The following is a 15,109-nucleotide window of genomic DNA, read 5'->3' on the forward strand; positions in this document are numbered from 1 at the left end:
TATCAGTATGTCGGATCAAAAGCGCGAACGGGTAGGTGCCCTGCAAAAAAAATTTTACAAAGGGGTTTTCGCCCTGTCGGCCGCATGCAGGGCGTTTGCGATGTGAAGCTTGGCTGTTTCGGTTGAAATTTTGAGCTTTTCTGCGATGTTGCGCAGGGCCTGGTCCTCGAATTCAAGGATCTCTTTTCCGTCTTCCAGTCTTTTACCTGATAAAGAATCCTGCAGCTTCTTTTCCTTGTTCTTCATTTCCAGTGGGTTTTTAGGGTTACACCGGTACGTCGGACAAGAAGAGAGGATGGGTAGGTGTGCTACAAAAAAAAGTTATAAATATGTTTCAGGCTCAGCCGAAGTGTTTTTAAGGCGTGCGCGATGTGGTACTTGGCTGTTTCGGGTGAGATATCGAGTTTTTCTGCGATCTCGCGCACAGAATAATTTTCATAGCGGCTTAATGTGAACACTTCCCGGCATTTCTCCGGCAACGCATCGATGCTTTTGTTGAGATGAAAATCCAACTCATTGTACTCCACGACGTACTCCACCGACGAAGCGGCGCTTTCCGAGACCTTCATCATCTCCGCGACATAGGAGTCTTTCGTACTTTGGGAACGAATGTGATCCAGCACCGCATATTTGATCGCCGTGCAAAGATACGACGAGAGATTATTCCTGATCTGAAGGGTCTGACGTTTTTGCCAGATGTCTGCGAAAACATCCTGCACAATTTCTTCCGCCATTTCCTTTGACTTCAACCGGTTGTAGGCCACAGCAATAAGTTTGTTCCGGTAACGGAAATACAGCTGATCAAACGCTTCTTCCTGCCCATCTTTCAGAAGGGCCAGAAGTTTTTCGTCGTTAAGATCATTGTATCCTGTTGCAGAAGTCATGCACGTTTGGGGATTATACCTCAAAAATAGAGCAGCCGGGTGTGAGTGAAAATCATTATCGATTAAGGCTATGTTAAAAAATAGCCCGATCTGATTTATAACCGAAGATATGTATTCTTTATAATAATCTCCAAACCAGGCAACACTGGCCACCACTGGCGCAAGCTCCGACTTGTGCCTATTATAATCAAAGTCTTCAGACTTCCCAAAAAAATCGCAGCGCACAATTTTTCTATGCGCCCTTCTTCCGCAAGTGCAGCGGCTGAACCCCATACGCCAGTTTGAACGCGCGACAAAATGAACTCACGTTCTCAAATCCGCAATCCCAAGTTATTTCATGGACAGGCCTATCGGTATGTTCAAGCAATTCAGCGGCGCGTCTCACCCTGACCTCCGCCAGGTATCGATGCGGTGTTGTATTGAAAACCGCTTTGAACTGACGGATCAATTGCGGGACAGACAAACACGACACCTCGCTGATCCTGTTGAGATCCAGTTTTTCCATATAAGACGAATGCAAAACATCCCGGGCCACACACAGCCGACGGTACAGTTCCGCCCGGGTCGCCGGCTTCACGGCGGCTACATTTTTCGAATGGATGGCTGCCGACTGATGCGATCCGATCAAATGATGCAAAATAAAAACCAGGTGCTCATCGATTGAGCCGGCACCACCCTCCGATGTCTCCAAGGCTGAGATCAACCCAGACAATTGTAACCGCAAGGGCGACTCAAGGCTATGGAGCGTTGGAGAAAACTCAAGGATCTTCTCCGGGTTGGGAAATGGATCGTCCAGGAGGTTTTCTTCATGTTGCAGGGCATCATGAAGAACAGCGGACGCAAATTCTTTCTTGAAGAAGATCGAGAGGGTCCGTGTCGATTCGCCTTTGTGGATGTGGCAGGAATACGCTTGATCATCGTTTAAGATCAGGAACCGTCCCGGGCTGATCGCCAGCCGGCGACGGTTGACGCCATACCACTCTTCTCCGCGCAGCACAGTCTTAAAAGAAAGACAACCTACATGATTGTCACAATGACCATAACTACTCTCCGCATTAAAAATAATATTGTGTTTTTTGAATTTGCTGAAATGCAACTGTTCATCAAACCCTGGCGCCGCGTGATCCGGTAATGAAGTGAAATACATAGAGACGGTTAATATACCAAAACGATTAACGCAAAATGCCAGCCTACGGTGCTTTTTTGAGAATTTCCGCACATCCCACTTCATCCCCCGGGCCTAGCTTTGCGTCGATCAAGACCTTACTGACTTCATGACCATGAAAAAACTTCCATTGCTATTTTTTATTTGCCTGACCTCCACCGCCGCGACCGGACAAAACATGCGGTATGACACCCTCCGGTACGCCAAGGACTACTACGCAAAACGGATCGCCCTTTTCAAAAGTGAGCCGGTAAAAACAGGCAGAACGATTTTGCTGGGGAACAGCATCACCGAGTTTGGCGACTGGGTGAAACTGCTGAACGACTCAACGGTGATCAATAGAGGCATTGCGGGCGACAATACCTTTGGCGTTTTAGATCGCCTCAACGACGTTATTATCCGCAAGCCCAACAAGCTTTTTATCAAGATCGGTATCAACGATATTGCCCAAAACATCCCCGTGGACATCATTGTAAAAAACGTGATGACTATGGTCGAACGGGTAAAAAACCAATCGCCGGGAACGCAAATCTATGTCCACAGCATCCTGCCCACCAACGACAACGTAAAGAACGAATACCCCGATGCCTTTAATAAAAATGATGTGGCAACCCGGGTGAACGAGCAGGTAAAACAGCGGGCGACAGTGATGGGCTTTATCTATATCGATCTGAGCAAAGCGCTCAGCGACAAAGAGGGCAAGCTTGACGCGAAGTATGCTGAAGCGGATGGACTCCATCTCAACCCAGCGGGTTACCAGGTTTGGGTCAGGCTTTTAAAAACGAAGAAATATTTATAGTCAGGAGGATGGCGATTCTTCCTCAATCTGGTTTAAAGTTTAATCGATCACCCGTTGCTGGGCTCAGACCGGGAGAGGTATTCATACCCGCGATACAGCACCAGGATCTCTACGACCACGGCCGGTATCAGGATCACATAACTGACAAAAAATAGCACCACCGTTACCAACATGCCTCCCATCACAATTTCCAACATGCCGGCGATTCGCGAGAGTTCGCCCATGCTGTCTTGCAAGCGGATGAGGGCTACTCCAAACACTATACCTAAAGCACCAAAGAGTACCGCGGCCATGGCGTAGGGGATCCCTAAACTTTCAACATCCACCGCCGACAATGAGGTTATATCTAAAACGCCCATGCCGACCGTGGCCACCATGAGCATATAGGTTACCGCTTTCAATAAAGTGTTCTCGAACACCGTACTCAACACGAGAAATCCCCGGGCAAATAGAATATACGAGGCCACCATCACGACCGTGAAGCCCGTATAGATCGCATTCAACACAAACCCCCAGTCATGATCACCGGTGATCCAGAAAATGTCCATCCCAGCCAGAATGATCTGAGACACCAGGTAAACCGTCCCGGCCAAGGCGGCCACCAATACGGTGTTTCGCCCGGCATGTGGCAAGATATTTATTTGTGTTTCCTTGACTTGGGGTGATTCCGCGGAAAATGACTCGTAACGTTCTCCAAGCGCTTCCAGCAAAATTTTAACGGTCGACATGCGGGGCAGCACCTCACCGGCCTCAATGCGTTGGATCGTGCGTACACTCACGTGGCTTTTTTCCACCAATTCTTCTTGCGTAAGGTTTCTCTCCTTGCGCAAAGCGGTAAGTCTTCTTCCCAATTCCGGTTGTTGCATCATCATCTTTTAAAGGCACAATTTTACGGATTTAACGGGCAGAAGCGGACCCACGCACACCATTTTCACACGCCATTTACCCGTCATTTTGATGAAAATGCCAAGGGCATGATCGAATTCGATCAAAATAGATCTCACTTTGGGTCTGGCGATCATTTTGAAATGGACGCGACCACTACGCTGGGTCTGATCGTTTTTTAGCCGCAAGCGAAACAATCACGCACACCCCAGCCAGGAAGGAGATCGCCGCGGCGAAGGGGAAAAAATAAATATATTCGAGCACCGCCATCAGGACCAGGAACACGGCCATGGCCGTCAACATTTTCGATGCCTTTGGGCCCGTCTCATCCGACAACATCCACAACTGTAAACTGATCAGCGCCAGCACCAGGATCATGATGATCCCATAGCCTTCATAGAATTGGCCGAGTGTAGCCGACCTTCCCATAAAATCAAAATGTGCTGACTGCATGCCGTTGATGACGAGGCTGACATTTTCGTTTGGGTTCTTTTTCCAGTTCAGTGCGCCCATGGTGTGTCCAAGGGTATGAAACGCCATCAACAGGGCGGCGACGCGAACGAGGTATTTTGGGTTTATTCTGTTTGCCATAAGTAAATTTATTTAGCGACACTTTTATACAGGTCCAAAATTTTCCCCCAGCCCTCATCCATACTTTCCACCGCTTTCCCACCGCCGAGACGCTCCAGGTTTTTGTGTTCGAATTTTATGCGGGTCGTTTCCGGAGCCTCAGCAATAAAAAGCACCTCCACTTCGGTGACGAGCGCGGGATCAAACTGAAAGTTGCCGTTGATCTGCCAGGCAAGGACCAAAAGTTCATAAGGTTCCCACGTCAGCACATAACCGACGTCTTGCTCACTGCCATCTTCATGACGGGAGTACCAGCGACCATTTTTTCCAGACTCCAGCACGAGCTCTGTCATGGGCGACTTGCCGATGTGATGGGTGCGCGGCCACCACAGATCCATTTTCTCCGTGAACACTTTAAAAGCAGTTTCCTGTGAGACCTCCACCAGGAGTTCCTTTCGAATGGATTCGATCTTTGTATTATTCATGTTTCTTATGTTTCTCCGCCGCTTGTTTGAATGCCGCGAGCGCTATGTCCCAGAAATTGTCTAAATAATTTCGCATCGCCAGCACACCCCGCGTATCGATCTGGCAAAGGTTCCGGGTGCCTTCACGGTGAACGCGAATGAGCCTGGCATCCTTCAGCACCTTGAGATGCTGCGACACCGCGGGACGGCTGACGGGCAACCCGTCGGCTATCTCCACGACCGCCAACGGACGCACGCGCAATTTTTCGAAAATGGCCCTGCGGGTCGGATCACCGAGCGCATTGAATGCCTTATCGGAGCTGCTGATGGCTTGTTTTTTCACTTCGTTTTGGGGGTCTGATCGAAAACTACCTTTATTTTTAACGGTAATTATTCACTTACCGTAAGTACAAACTTACCATTAAATCCCACATCGGCAAGTGTGTTGAAGTATTTTTTAGCGGGGAATTCGGCGTCGGTATCCCAAAAATGCCCCAAGCACTATTTGGACTTTTGGGTTATGCGGCCTTATTTTGATGCAGATCGATGTATCGAAATCACTGTTAATTCCAATTCCTTGAGACTAGCTTTCACCACCCCCCTGGTCGCCTTTCTCCTGAGCCACGCAGCTTTTTCGCAGGTGCGTCTCATCACCGGGCGCCTTCTTGACGCCGAAACGCAAAAGCCTGTAAAGGGCGCAACCGTTTCGGTGTTGGACACGACCGACGGAACGATCAGCAGCCCGTTCGGTTACTTTCAAATTAAGATCGACCCCTCAAAGCACAAAACGTTGGTGGTTTCGCATATCGGATTCAAAACAGCCGATGTGACCATCCCCGAAGCCGACAATTTCAAATTCTTTTTAAAGAAAGCTTTTGTGTTCCTGCAGCCCCTTGATCTCAATCTGTACCCGAAAGACCCAACGGCTATGCAGCCCCTACAGGAACAGGTCGCTCCCGCCGACCTTGCCGAAGCCAACGCGACCTTTCCCGGAGGATTGGATGCCTTCTATACGTACATCGGGAACGCCTTGTCCAAAGAAATTCCTCCGCTGCCGTTTCCAAATTTCACCATCACCTTCACGATCGACGAAAACGGCAAAGCTTCAAACCTGGCCGTTTCAGATTCAACGCACCGGGTAGTTGTTGAGCGCGTTTTTCAAAACATGCCGGCCTGGGTTGCCGCGACCCAACACGGAACAAATGTTGCGCAGCATTTTAGTTTGCCCATCGGCATCACTCCAACGGCCCCCACGATATCGATAAGCGTTTCGGAATTCGCCACCTATATGGCACAAAACCTCCGGTTTCCCGCAGAGGCCAGGAGTGCGGGTGTGGAAGGCGTTGTCTATGTTCAATTTCGCCTCGACGGCTTCGGCAAGGTGATTTCCGTCATGCTCTTGAAAGATATCGGGATGAAGTGTGGTGATGAAGTGAGACGAGTCCTGTTAACACTTCCACCCAACCTGGGGATGTCCTTGGCAGCAAAGACGAAGGCCTCTGACTTTATCTTACCGGTTTCGTTTGGCATTGGCAAACCATTTGAAACCGAAATTTCATTCCCGGGTACCGACGCCCGTTTGCTGACGGAAATTCAGCTGACCGCCATGAGTGTCGAAAGAGTGCAGCGTGCCACGCCCCCTCAGTACATCCGACAAAATTCCCGCGCAGCCGCCGGGAGCAAAGTAGCAACCGAAGAATTTGTCAGCCTCGAGGAAGCCCTCAAATCGAAAGCGACGCGCCTGTCCCTTATCGATAAACGATTGAATTCGTTTCCGCCAGAAATCTTGCAATTAAAAGAGTTGACGTACCTGGATCTTGAAAAGAATCAACTGAATCATCTACCCGACGACCTTCATTCGCTAACCAAACTTCAGGAGCTCTACCTGTTTGAAAACAAAATTGAAACGCTTCCCAGCACCTTCGGAAATCTCAAAAAGCTGAAGGTCCTCGGACTGGGTTCTAATCAATTGAAAACATTTCCCGAGGAAATTACGCAGTTGGAAAAATTAGAGACCTTGGATTTGGGTGGCAATAAGATCACATCCCTCCCGCCAAGCATCGCCGCCTTGAAAAACTTAAAGTTCCTGGTGCTCCACGACAATAACATCACGCACATCCCCGAAGCAATTTATGAACTGAAGAAATTGCAAAAGATCTACCTCCAGGGAAATCCTATTGCCCCTAAAGACCTGGAGCGGCTGAGAAGATCTTTTGACAAGGCTAAAATTGTACTCTGACCGATACGCGCCCATCAAGTGACGTTGCTGCTGTTCCTTAATGCTGAAATATCTCCGGATACTTCCGGATAAAATAAACTGGTGTGCAACTCCATGCGTGACAATAGCTATTGACCGGGAAGAATTTATAGGGCGATAGAAAATCATCCTTCGGATCATAGACTTCCCAGAACGTGTCGGCGCCTTTGGTCACCATGCCCCCCCAATAGTCGACGACTAAATCCCTGGCTTCTTTTTTCATATCGCATTGGATCATCGCTTCGATCACGTAATGATATAAATAGGGCGCACCGGGATAAACAACATTTTGCATCGCAGGCAACTTGCGCAAGGCCTTGGCTCCTTCGGCTTTGGTAGCCACACCGCTCAGCACCATCCAGGCCTGCGACGCATACGAAACCTGCCGGTCCTTTCCGCTGACAAAGACACCTGTCGTTTTATCGTAAAGATTCTTGTGTGTTGCCGCCGTCATTTTTTTTATGAGGTCGGGCAACTCGGCTACCTCTTTCTCCTTGCCCAGCATCTTGGCCAACTCATAGGTATTTTTATAGGCCCAGATCACCACGCCTTGCAATGCGGCTTGTTTGTCGAGCCCCACACGCCAATCGAAAAACAACCACCATTCTTTGTTGGCGCGTTCATAGTCCAGCATGCCATCCTTACCCAGATACTTTTTGGGGACCTCCAATTGCTTTTTCACAATGGGCCACAGATCGGTCGCTGTCTGGCGGTCGCCGGTCGCCTGCAGGTATTCTTTGACGGCAACATTGTAGATCAGCGCGTAGTCGAACAGCGGGTTGATCTGCGGGTGAGGACTGGGGCGCTCAAAGACATTGGAAGGAGCGACGCCGTTTTCATAGCTCAGTCCGGCCAGGAGATAGAGGCAATGTTTTGTGAGGTCATAATTTTTGAACGAGTACATGTTGGCCAGCGACTCCAGGTACAGATCGCCGATCCACAATCTCCGGTCGCGTTTGGGGCCGTCCTCATATACCGTTTGCATGCATTCCTTGAGGGTGACCAGGCTGATACGGTCAATGTCCGCCACCATTTTGTCGGTCGACGCCTCCAGCGGCGAAGGCGTGGTGTTGACGGATGTCGTTGCTTTGAATGTGATCTGGCTGATCCGAAAATCGGAGTACACCGAACTACCCAGCAGTTCGATCTTTACATAGCGAAAGGCAACCCGCCGGGGGATGGTGATGACGGCCGGCACATCGGAGACGGTCACGATCTCGTCTTGCAGCCATGCGCGGCTCAGCCCTCCCGGGTAGGGATCAAATGGCGTGGCCAATTCGGAAGGCACTTCACCAAACGTAAATTTCAAACGCAGCGGTGCATCGGCCGCTCTCCCAAAAGCTTCCACCGAAAAAGTGAAGAAGCCCGTCAGGTGCTCGCCAAAATCGGCGACCACTCCGGATTGCTTTTTGAATGAACGGTGGTAGAGCGAATCCACCGGGAGGGTTCTCACAGCCTTCCAATGTTGGAAAGCCTTTTCATCCTGCTCGATAGAAACCAGCGACACGGGTTCCTTTGTGCTTTCCATCAACTTCGGCTGACTCTTCTCCGCCTCCTGCAGCCACCCGTTTCGCTGTTCCTGAAAAACATCCTGACCGGTGACAGGTTTTGAATAGCACAGGGCTGTTATCAGCACCATAAAAATCCGAAGGTGATATTTATTTTTCATATACAAAGATGGTCAGCGGGAGTCGTATTCGCGTGCAAATTAGGTCTCTCCTTTCCGGAACCGTCCTGCGCTGTTCTGAAAAAAGCTCAATCATTGCGTAATAATTACACTTTGAATTTAAATTTGCTATATTTACAAATGTATTATTTACACTTAATTATATGAAGACAATCCCTGCCTGTTTTATCCTGCTCCTCGCGGTGGTATCCTTTTCGAAGGCGCAAGAAATTAAAATGAACAAGTTGCTTTACGGCGTGGCCTATTATGACGAATACATGCCCTATGATCGCCTCGAAAAGGATGTGAAGATGATGAAGGAAACCGGGATCAACGTGGTGCGCATTGCGGAATCGACCTGGAGTACGGTAGAGCCACAGGATGGCGTATTCGATTTTACACACATCGACCGCGTCCTCGATGCCATGCACAAAGGTGGGATCAAAGTGATTGTAGGCACACCCACTTACGCGGTTCCTGCGTGGCTGGTAAAAAAATATCCCGCCATTCTCGCGACTACACCCGCTGGTCAGAATAAATATGGGATGCGTCAGAACATGGACATCGCCAACACCGATTTCCGTTTTCACGCCGAACGCGTCATCCGCAAGATCATGGAGCACGTGAAAGACCATCCCGCGATCATCGGCTACCAGGTCGACAATGAGACGAAGCACTACAACACTTCGGGCGACAACGTTCAGCAACTTTTCGTGCAATACATGAAAGCCAAGTTCACGTCGCTGGAGGCGGTCAACAAAGCCTTTGGACTCGACTATTGGAGCAACCGCATTAACCGCTGGGAAGATTTTCCATCGATGGTGGGCACCGTCAATGCCAGCCTGGCGTCGGAGTTCTCCAAGTTTCAGCGCAAGCTCGTCACCGACTATCTTGCGTGGCAGGTGGCGATCGTCGATTCGTATAAAAAACCCGGACAATTTGTAACGCAGAATTTTGACCTGGAGTGGCGCGGGTATTCTTATGGCATTCAACCCGACGTCGATCACTTTGCGGCGGCGAAAGCCATGGACATTGCCGGCATAGACATCTATCACCCCACGCAAGATCAACTCACCGGCATCGAGATCTCGCTCGGCGGCGATGTTGCCCGCTCCATGAAATCGGGACAAAACTACCTGGTGATCGAAACTGAGGCGCAAGGTTTTCCGCAATGGGTTCCTTACCCGGGCCAGCTGCGGTTGCAGGCTTTCAGTCACACCGCTTCCGGTGCCAACATGGTAGCGTACTGGCATTGGCATTCCATTCACAACTCGGTCGAAACCTACTGGAAAGGCCTGTTGAGCCATGACTTTGAACCGAACCCCACCTATGAGGAAGCAAAGACCATCGGGAAGGATTTTGAAAAATTAAGTTCCTCGCTGGTGGGATTGAAGAAGACCAACGAGGTGGCGATCCTGTTTAGCAACGAAGCCCAAACCGCTTTTCAGCGTTTTGGTTTTGGTTATGGCGTTCGTGAAAATTACAATGACGTGCTCCGGCCGTTTTATGATGCTTTATATAAAATGAATGTGGGCGTCGATTTTGTGGACCCTTCCAGTACGACATTTGAGAAATATAAAGTGCTGGTCGTGCCCGTGCTCTATGCGGCGCCGGATGCCTTGCTACAGCGGCTGAATCAGTTTGTGAAAAATGGCGGCCACATCGTCTACACTTTCAAAAGCGGATTTTCGGATGAAAACGTGAAGGTGAGAACAACGCCTCAGCCGGGGATTATCGGTGAGGCTTGTGGAATTCAATACAGCCAGTTTACCATCCCGCAGAATGTTTCTTTAAAGAACGATCCGTTCAAGGTTGGGAAAGCGGGTAACGAAGTAAAGACATGGATGGAGCTGATCACTCCCACGACGGCAACGGTGCTGGCCTACTACGATCATCCGGTTTGGGGGAAGTATGCCGCGATCACCCGAAATACTTTTGGTAAAGGCGTTGCCACCTACATAGGCTGCAGGACAAGCGACGAGGTCACTTCTAAAATTCTCGAGGGTGTGATCAAAAGCGCGGGCCTTTGGAAGGAAGATCAACAGATGGCCTTCCCGTTGATCACAAAATCCGGCGTGAATCAAAAGGGCAAGAGACTACACTATTATTTTAATTACTCGGCGGTTTCGGGAACGGCTCAATATCCTCATGGCGCGGGCACGGAGTTATTGTCCAATAAAGTGATGCTTAAGGGCGAACAAATGACTTTGGAGCCGTGGGGAATAAAAATTGTCGAGGAGAACTAGAGTTAGGATGGTCGGGGCAGGAATTCAGGGCAGGGATCCAATTTTTCGAATAAAAACAGTTCTATATTTGCCCGTAGTATGGTCATTCGAAATAGCCAACCGGTATGGCCATACGAAGTTTTCACTATTATTATCTGACAAGAAATGAATGCATTGTGGGCTGGTCCATCCATTATTATTGTAGGCATTGCTCTTTTGATCTTTCACCATAGATCAAAGTTCCTAAAGGAAAATACCGCGCTTGAAATACCGTATCTAAAAAATGCTGGAATCGGTTTCATTGCTATGGGGCTCATTCAATTGGCCGAGCACTTTCTGAAGCGATAATCTCAAGCATCGCGCTTGTCGATCCAGTGAAGGAAATTAAAGTCGCGACAAGGGCTGGCCAAAACAACTGCAAGTTTTCCCCGCTTCGATGCCAAGAGGTTTATTTCTCAAGCCCGTAGGGCTTATTGAGTTCTTTTTTGCGTGGATTTCTCAAAGTCCTGGTATTCATTTCAAATCTTTCTCAAAAAAGGTTCGATATTAGATTATCGTTTTACTGCCGCATTTTCCTTTCCGTACGGGCGGCTTCATGAGGAATTGTTTTCTGCTCAATAAAAACATCAGCTTATGCTCAGAAATTATGTTATCACCGCCCTTCGCATTTTACGACGCCAAAAGCTTTATTCCTTCATCAACATCCTCGGGCTTTCGGTAGGGCTGGCGGCGAGTCTTTTGATCTTTCTCTATATCTCCGACGAGTTGCGTTATGATCGTCATATAAAAGACGCTGCGAGGATCTACCGGGTTGGCATCAATGAAACTTTTAAAGGCGATGAAATATTGTACTCGGATAGTGGCGCTCCCTTGGCGGAGGCGATGCGGGCTGAGCTTCCGGAAGTGGAAGCTTCCGTTCGGGTCAGCCCCGTCCCCGGCCCTGTGAAGTTTCAGGACAAGGTGTTTATGGAAAAGAAATTGATGTATGCCGACTCCAACTTCTTTGAGTTCTTCGGTTATTCTCTCCTGGAGGGCAACGCTGCCAAGTGTCTTAAGGGGCCCGATAAAATCGTTGTCTCCGCATCGGCGGCAAAAAAATATTTTGGCTATGAAGGACAGGGCGATGCATCTCCCCTGGGCAAGCAATTGATCGTGGGAAGGGATGGCAGGGTCGCTGAGGTCACGGGCATCTTCGCCGATGTTCCGGCTACCACCCATATGAAATTCGACATGGTGATGTCGATGGAGTCCCTGGAATATGCCAAGAACGATTGCTGGGCTTGCTATGGCACGAAAACCTATTTCAAAACCGTGGCGCAAGCCGACATGGTCACGATCGAAAAAAAGCTGGAGGACTTTGCTCAAAAAAGGATCATCCCCCGGATCGAGAAAGACCTGCACATACCGCATGAACAGTTTGTAAAAAGCGGAGACCGGGTGAGCTTCTTCATCCAACCGCTTTTGTCGATTCACCTGGAATCGAATATCGACAGCGAGTTCGAGCCCAATGGCGATTTGCAGTATGTCTACATCTTCTCGGCAACGGGCATCTTCCTGATCCTGATGGCCTGCATCAACTTCATGAATTTGTCGACGGCCCGTGCGGTGAGCCGCAGCAAAGAGGTGGGCGTGCGAAAAACCATGGGGGCTACACGCCAGGGACTTGTGCCACAATTTATGTTAGAGTCGTTTTTATACGTATTGATCTCGGGGTTGGCCGCTTTGGTCATTGCCTATGTGGCGATGGGCCCCTTCAACACACTGAGCGGAAAAGATCTCCAACTCGATCTGTTTGCCACACCCTACCTCTTGCCCTCCATCTTTCTTTTCCTGGCCGTGGTCGGCATACTGGCAGGAACTTATCCCGCTTTTTATCTCACCTCCTTCAATCCCGTCCGGGTGTTGAAAGGCGGTGGTCCGCAGGGGTCCTCCCGGTCACTCTTGAGAAGCACATTGGTCGTCTTCCAGTTCACGATCTCGATCGTGCTCATCGTGGGCACGGTGATCATCTACAAACAAGTCTCGTTCATCCAAAACCATCACCTGGGGTTCGACAAAGAGAATGTCATCCGGATACCACAGACCTATGTTCTGGAAAACAACGCCAAGGTCTTCAAGGACGCTTTGCTAAAGCATAGTGAATTTGTCAATGCCAGCTATGCGCAATCCCTGCCGCCGTATATTCAATCGACGGCGTTTATCAAAGCTGAAAATTCAGACCAACTGGTGGGCTATTTCTATTCGGTCGCCGATCACGACCTGCTCCAGACCATGGGATACCGCATGAAAAGCGGACGCTATTTTTCGCGCGAATTCCCTTCCGACTCCAGTGCCGTGATCATCAACGAAGCCTGTGCGCGTTTACTGGGCTTTGAAACGCACGAGGGCAAACGGGTGAGTTTTGGTGATGCCAAAATGTGGAATGTCATCGGCATCATCCAGGACTTTAACTTTGCAAGCCTGAAATCCGACGTGCAGCCGCTGGCCCTGTTCCTGGACGACGGGATCAAGGGCACGATGGCCTTGCGGGTGACACCCGGAAATCCGGCGGAAAAAATCGCGTTAGTTGAATCGCTTTGGAAAAAATATGCCAACGGGCAGCCCTTTCAATATTCCTTTATCGATGAAGATTTCAATGCATTGTTCCGGTCCGAACAACGCTTGGGCATCGTCTTTGCAACCTTCACGATCATCGCCATCCTGATCGCCTGCTTAGGGCTGTTCGGGTTGATCACCTATATCGCCGCACAACGCACAAAGGAGATTGGCATTCGCAAAGTGCTGGGTGCTACTTTGGGCCAGATCACCATCTTGCTGTTGTCGGACCTGGTGAGACTTGTTCTCATTGCATTTGTCATTGCCATTCCCCTGGCGTGGTATGGCATGGATCAATGGCTTCAATCCTTTGCATATCGCATCCCCTTCGACATTGTCGCCGTGGTCATTGCCGGTGCGGGAGGACTGTTGATCGCCGTCCTCACCGTGGGGTACCGGTCCATCAAAGCAGCGTCGGTGAACCCGGTGGATTCTTTGAAGAATGAATAAAGTCCAAATGCCAACATTTTCACGCATTCAATAGATCCACAACATAAAAAAAGGGATGCCAGTTTTGGCATCCCTTTTTCTTATCATGCGATCTATCACCGGTAAGTGACCGCAAAAGTTCCTTCGGTCAACGCATGACCGTCGCCTTCCGCGCTGATCGGGTCTGCAGTGAAACTGAACGTTCCTTCGATGCGCTTGGTGGTCGTGTTGTGGGTCGTGATCGTTATCGTTCCGGTGTCGGACATAAAGATGTTCGAGCTAACCGTATAGAGAGCGTAGGCTTCCGATCCGGGTTCGCCGATGGCATATGTGCCCGGAGTGATCGCGTCGGAAACGGAAAGTGAAATGATCTGGGCGCCGTTGAGCGACTGGGCATTGATCACAAGTTCACCAAAGCCGCGCTGGCTCGCCACGATGGTCGCCGCGAAAGGTGTTCCATCGATCTTGGCCGTCAGGGTGCTGGCGGGCGTCGTCACGTAGGGGATTTTGGTGAAGGAACCGGAGGTAATGTCGGCGATCGATCCTGTCGAGGCTGGGATCACTTTGCTGCTGAACGTTCCGGAGACCGTTTTGTTCACCTGGTCGATCTCCGTGATGGTGACGGTGCCCACGGTTTCGCCGGCTGCGAAGACGGACGAAGAAACGGTTTTCCCATCAGGGGAATAGTTTATTTCCGCATCGGGTGTTACGCCCAGTGCAGTTCCTTTCACATCGTAGGTGCCCACCACGCCTTTGGTGACCGTCACGGAAATGGTCTTGGTTCCCATCTGACCTGCGACAATGATCACATTGTTGTAGATCTGTGCTGCACCGTCGGCTTCAAAGGAAGTGCCGTCGACTTTGGCAATGAACTTGCCGGCAGGAGCAACAGGCGTATCGTTTTCGGAGTCTTTGGAGCAGGACGTCAAAAGGAGGCCGAACAAGGTCAGGCACAACAGTGTTTTGAAAATTTTTTTCATCGTTTGATTTGGTAAATGGTTTAAGATTAAAGAATTGGAATATAAATAGACTGATTAATTACTAACAGATGCATGCTTCAGGATGCTGCCAATCCTGGTGTTTGAATAACGTAATAGAAATGTATGGGATGACGGGAGGTACGGGATGAGCGCCTACAACAGTATTCATGGAAACGGGGGTATGAATGCA

General features: G+C 49.7%; 13 protein-coding genes. 4 read left to right on the top strand and 9 right to left on the bottom strand.

The window, feature by feature from the left end:
- Positions 1-54: 54 nt before the first annotated feature.
- The 3 genes from BUB30_RS09470 to BUB30_RS09480 all read right to left on the bottom strand — a co-directional run bounded on the left by BUB30_RS09470 (position 55) and on the right by BUB30_RS09480 (position 2,115).
- On the bottom strand, positions 55-246 hold the full coding sequence (locus tag BUB30_RS09470) for a hypothetical protein (RefSeq protein WP_073133082.1): 192 nt from the start codon (positions 244-246) through the stop codon (positions 55-57).
- 62 nt (positions 247-308) lie between these two features.
- On the bottom strand, positions 309-884 hold the full coding sequence (locus BUB30_RS09475) for an RNA polymerase sigma factor (RefSeq protein WP_073133084.1): 576 nt from the start codon (positions 882-884) through the stop codon (positions 309-311).
- 232 nt (positions 885-1,116) lie between these two features.
- Positions 1,117-2,115, bottom strand: coding sequence for a helix-turn-helix domain-containing protein (locus BUB30_RS09480; protein ID WP_084137992.1), 999 nt, complete (start codon positions 2,113-2,115; stop codon positions 1,117-1,119).
- Positions 2,116-2,164: 49 nt separating this feature from the next.
- On the opposite strand from BUB30_RS09480, the gene BUB30_RS09485 reads away from it, so the two are divergent.
- On the top strand, positions 2,165-2,848 hold the full coding sequence (locus tag BUB30_RS09485) for a GDSL-type esterase/lipase family protein (protein ID WP_073135009.1): 684 nt from the start codon (positions 2,165-2,167) through the stop codon (positions 2,846-2,848).
- A gap of 47 nt (positions 2,849-2,895) precedes the next feature.
- Here BUB30_RS09485 and BUB30_RS09490 read toward each other — a convergent pair whose 3' ends face one another.
- The 4 genes from BUB30_RS09490 to BUB30_RS09505 all read right to left on the bottom strand — a co-directional run bounded on the left by BUB30_RS09490 (position 2,896) and on the right by BUB30_RS09505 (position 5,110).
- Positions 2,896-3,720 carry a helix-turn-helix domain-containing protein gene (locus BUB30_RS09490; protein ID WP_073133087.1) on the bottom strand — a complete coding sequence of 275 codons (825 nt, stop codon included), beginning with the start codon at positions 3,718-3,720 and terminating at the stop codon, positions 2,896-2,898.
- A gap of 169 nt (positions 3,721-3,889) precedes the next feature.
- Positions 3,890-4,324, bottom strand: coding sequence for an LIC_13387 family protein (locus BUB30_RS09495; RefSeq protein ID WP_073133089.1), 435 nt, complete (start codon positions 4,322-4,324; stop codon positions 3,890-3,892).
- A gap of 8 nt (positions 4,325-4,332) precedes the next feature.
- Positions 4,333-4,788, bottom strand: coding sequence for an SRPBCC family protein (locus BUB30_RS09500; protein ID WP_073133090.1), 456 nt, complete (start codon positions 4,786-4,788; stop codon positions 4,333-4,335).
- Positions 4,781-5,110, bottom strand: a complete 330-nt coding sequence (locus tag BUB30_RS09505) for an ArsR/SmtB family transcription factor (protein ID WP_245804055.1) — start codon at positions 5,108-5,110, stop codon at positions 4,781-4,783. Before BUB30_RS09505 ends, BUB30_RS09500 begins: the two co-directional genes overlap by 8 nt.
- A gap of 234 nt (positions 5,111-5,344) precedes the next feature.
- Here BUB30_RS09505 and BUB30_RS09510 point away from each other — a divergent pair, with 234 nt between their 5' ends.
- Positions 5,345-7,006, top strand: a complete 1,662-nt coding sequence (locus BUB30_RS09510; RefSeq protein WP_178377065.1) for a leucine-rich repeat domain-containing protein — start codon at positions 5,345-5,347, stop codon at positions 7,004-7,006.
- A 37-nt stretch (positions 7,007-7,043) separates the two neighbouring features.
- Here the strand turns inward: BUB30_RS09510 and BUB30_RS09515 are convergent, their stop codons facing one another.
- A complete protein-coding gene (locus BUB30_RS09515; RefSeq protein ID WP_073133094.1) occupies positions 7,044-8,693 on the bottom strand; it encodes an alpha-L-rhamnosidase-related protein in 1,650 nt (549 codons plus the stop codon).
- Positions 8,694-8,854: 161 nt separating this feature from the next.
- Here BUB30_RS09515 and BUB30_RS09520 point away from each other — a divergent pair, with 161 nt between their 5' ends.
- Positions 8,855-10,936, top strand: a complete 2,082-nt coding sequence (locus BUB30_RS09520) for a beta-galactosidase (RefSeq protein ID WP_221408683.1) — start codon at positions 8,855-8,857, stop codon at positions 10,934-10,936.
- 612 nt (positions 10,937-11,548) lie between these two features.
- Entirely contained in the window at positions 11,549-13,960 is a 2,412-nt protein-coding gene (locus tag BUB30_RS09530) for an ABC transporter permease (protein WP_073133098.1), read from the top strand.
- Between the two features lie 95 nt (positions 13,961-14,055).
- On the opposite strand, the gene BUB30_RS09535 is transcribed toward BUB30_RS09530, so the two are convergent.
- On the bottom strand, positions 14,056-14,919 hold the full coding sequence (locus BUB30_RS09535; RefSeq protein WP_073133100.1) for a DUF6252 domain-containing protein: 864 nt from the start codon (positions 14,917-14,919) through the stop codon (positions 14,056-14,058).
- Between the last annotated feature and the right edge of the window lie 190 nt (positions 14,920-15,109).

The organism is Chryseolinea serpens (genome assembly GCF_900129725.1).
Classification (GTDB): domain Bacteria; phylum Bacteroidota; class Bacteroidia; order Cytophagales; family Cyclobacteriaceae; genus Chryseolinea; species Chryseolinea serpens.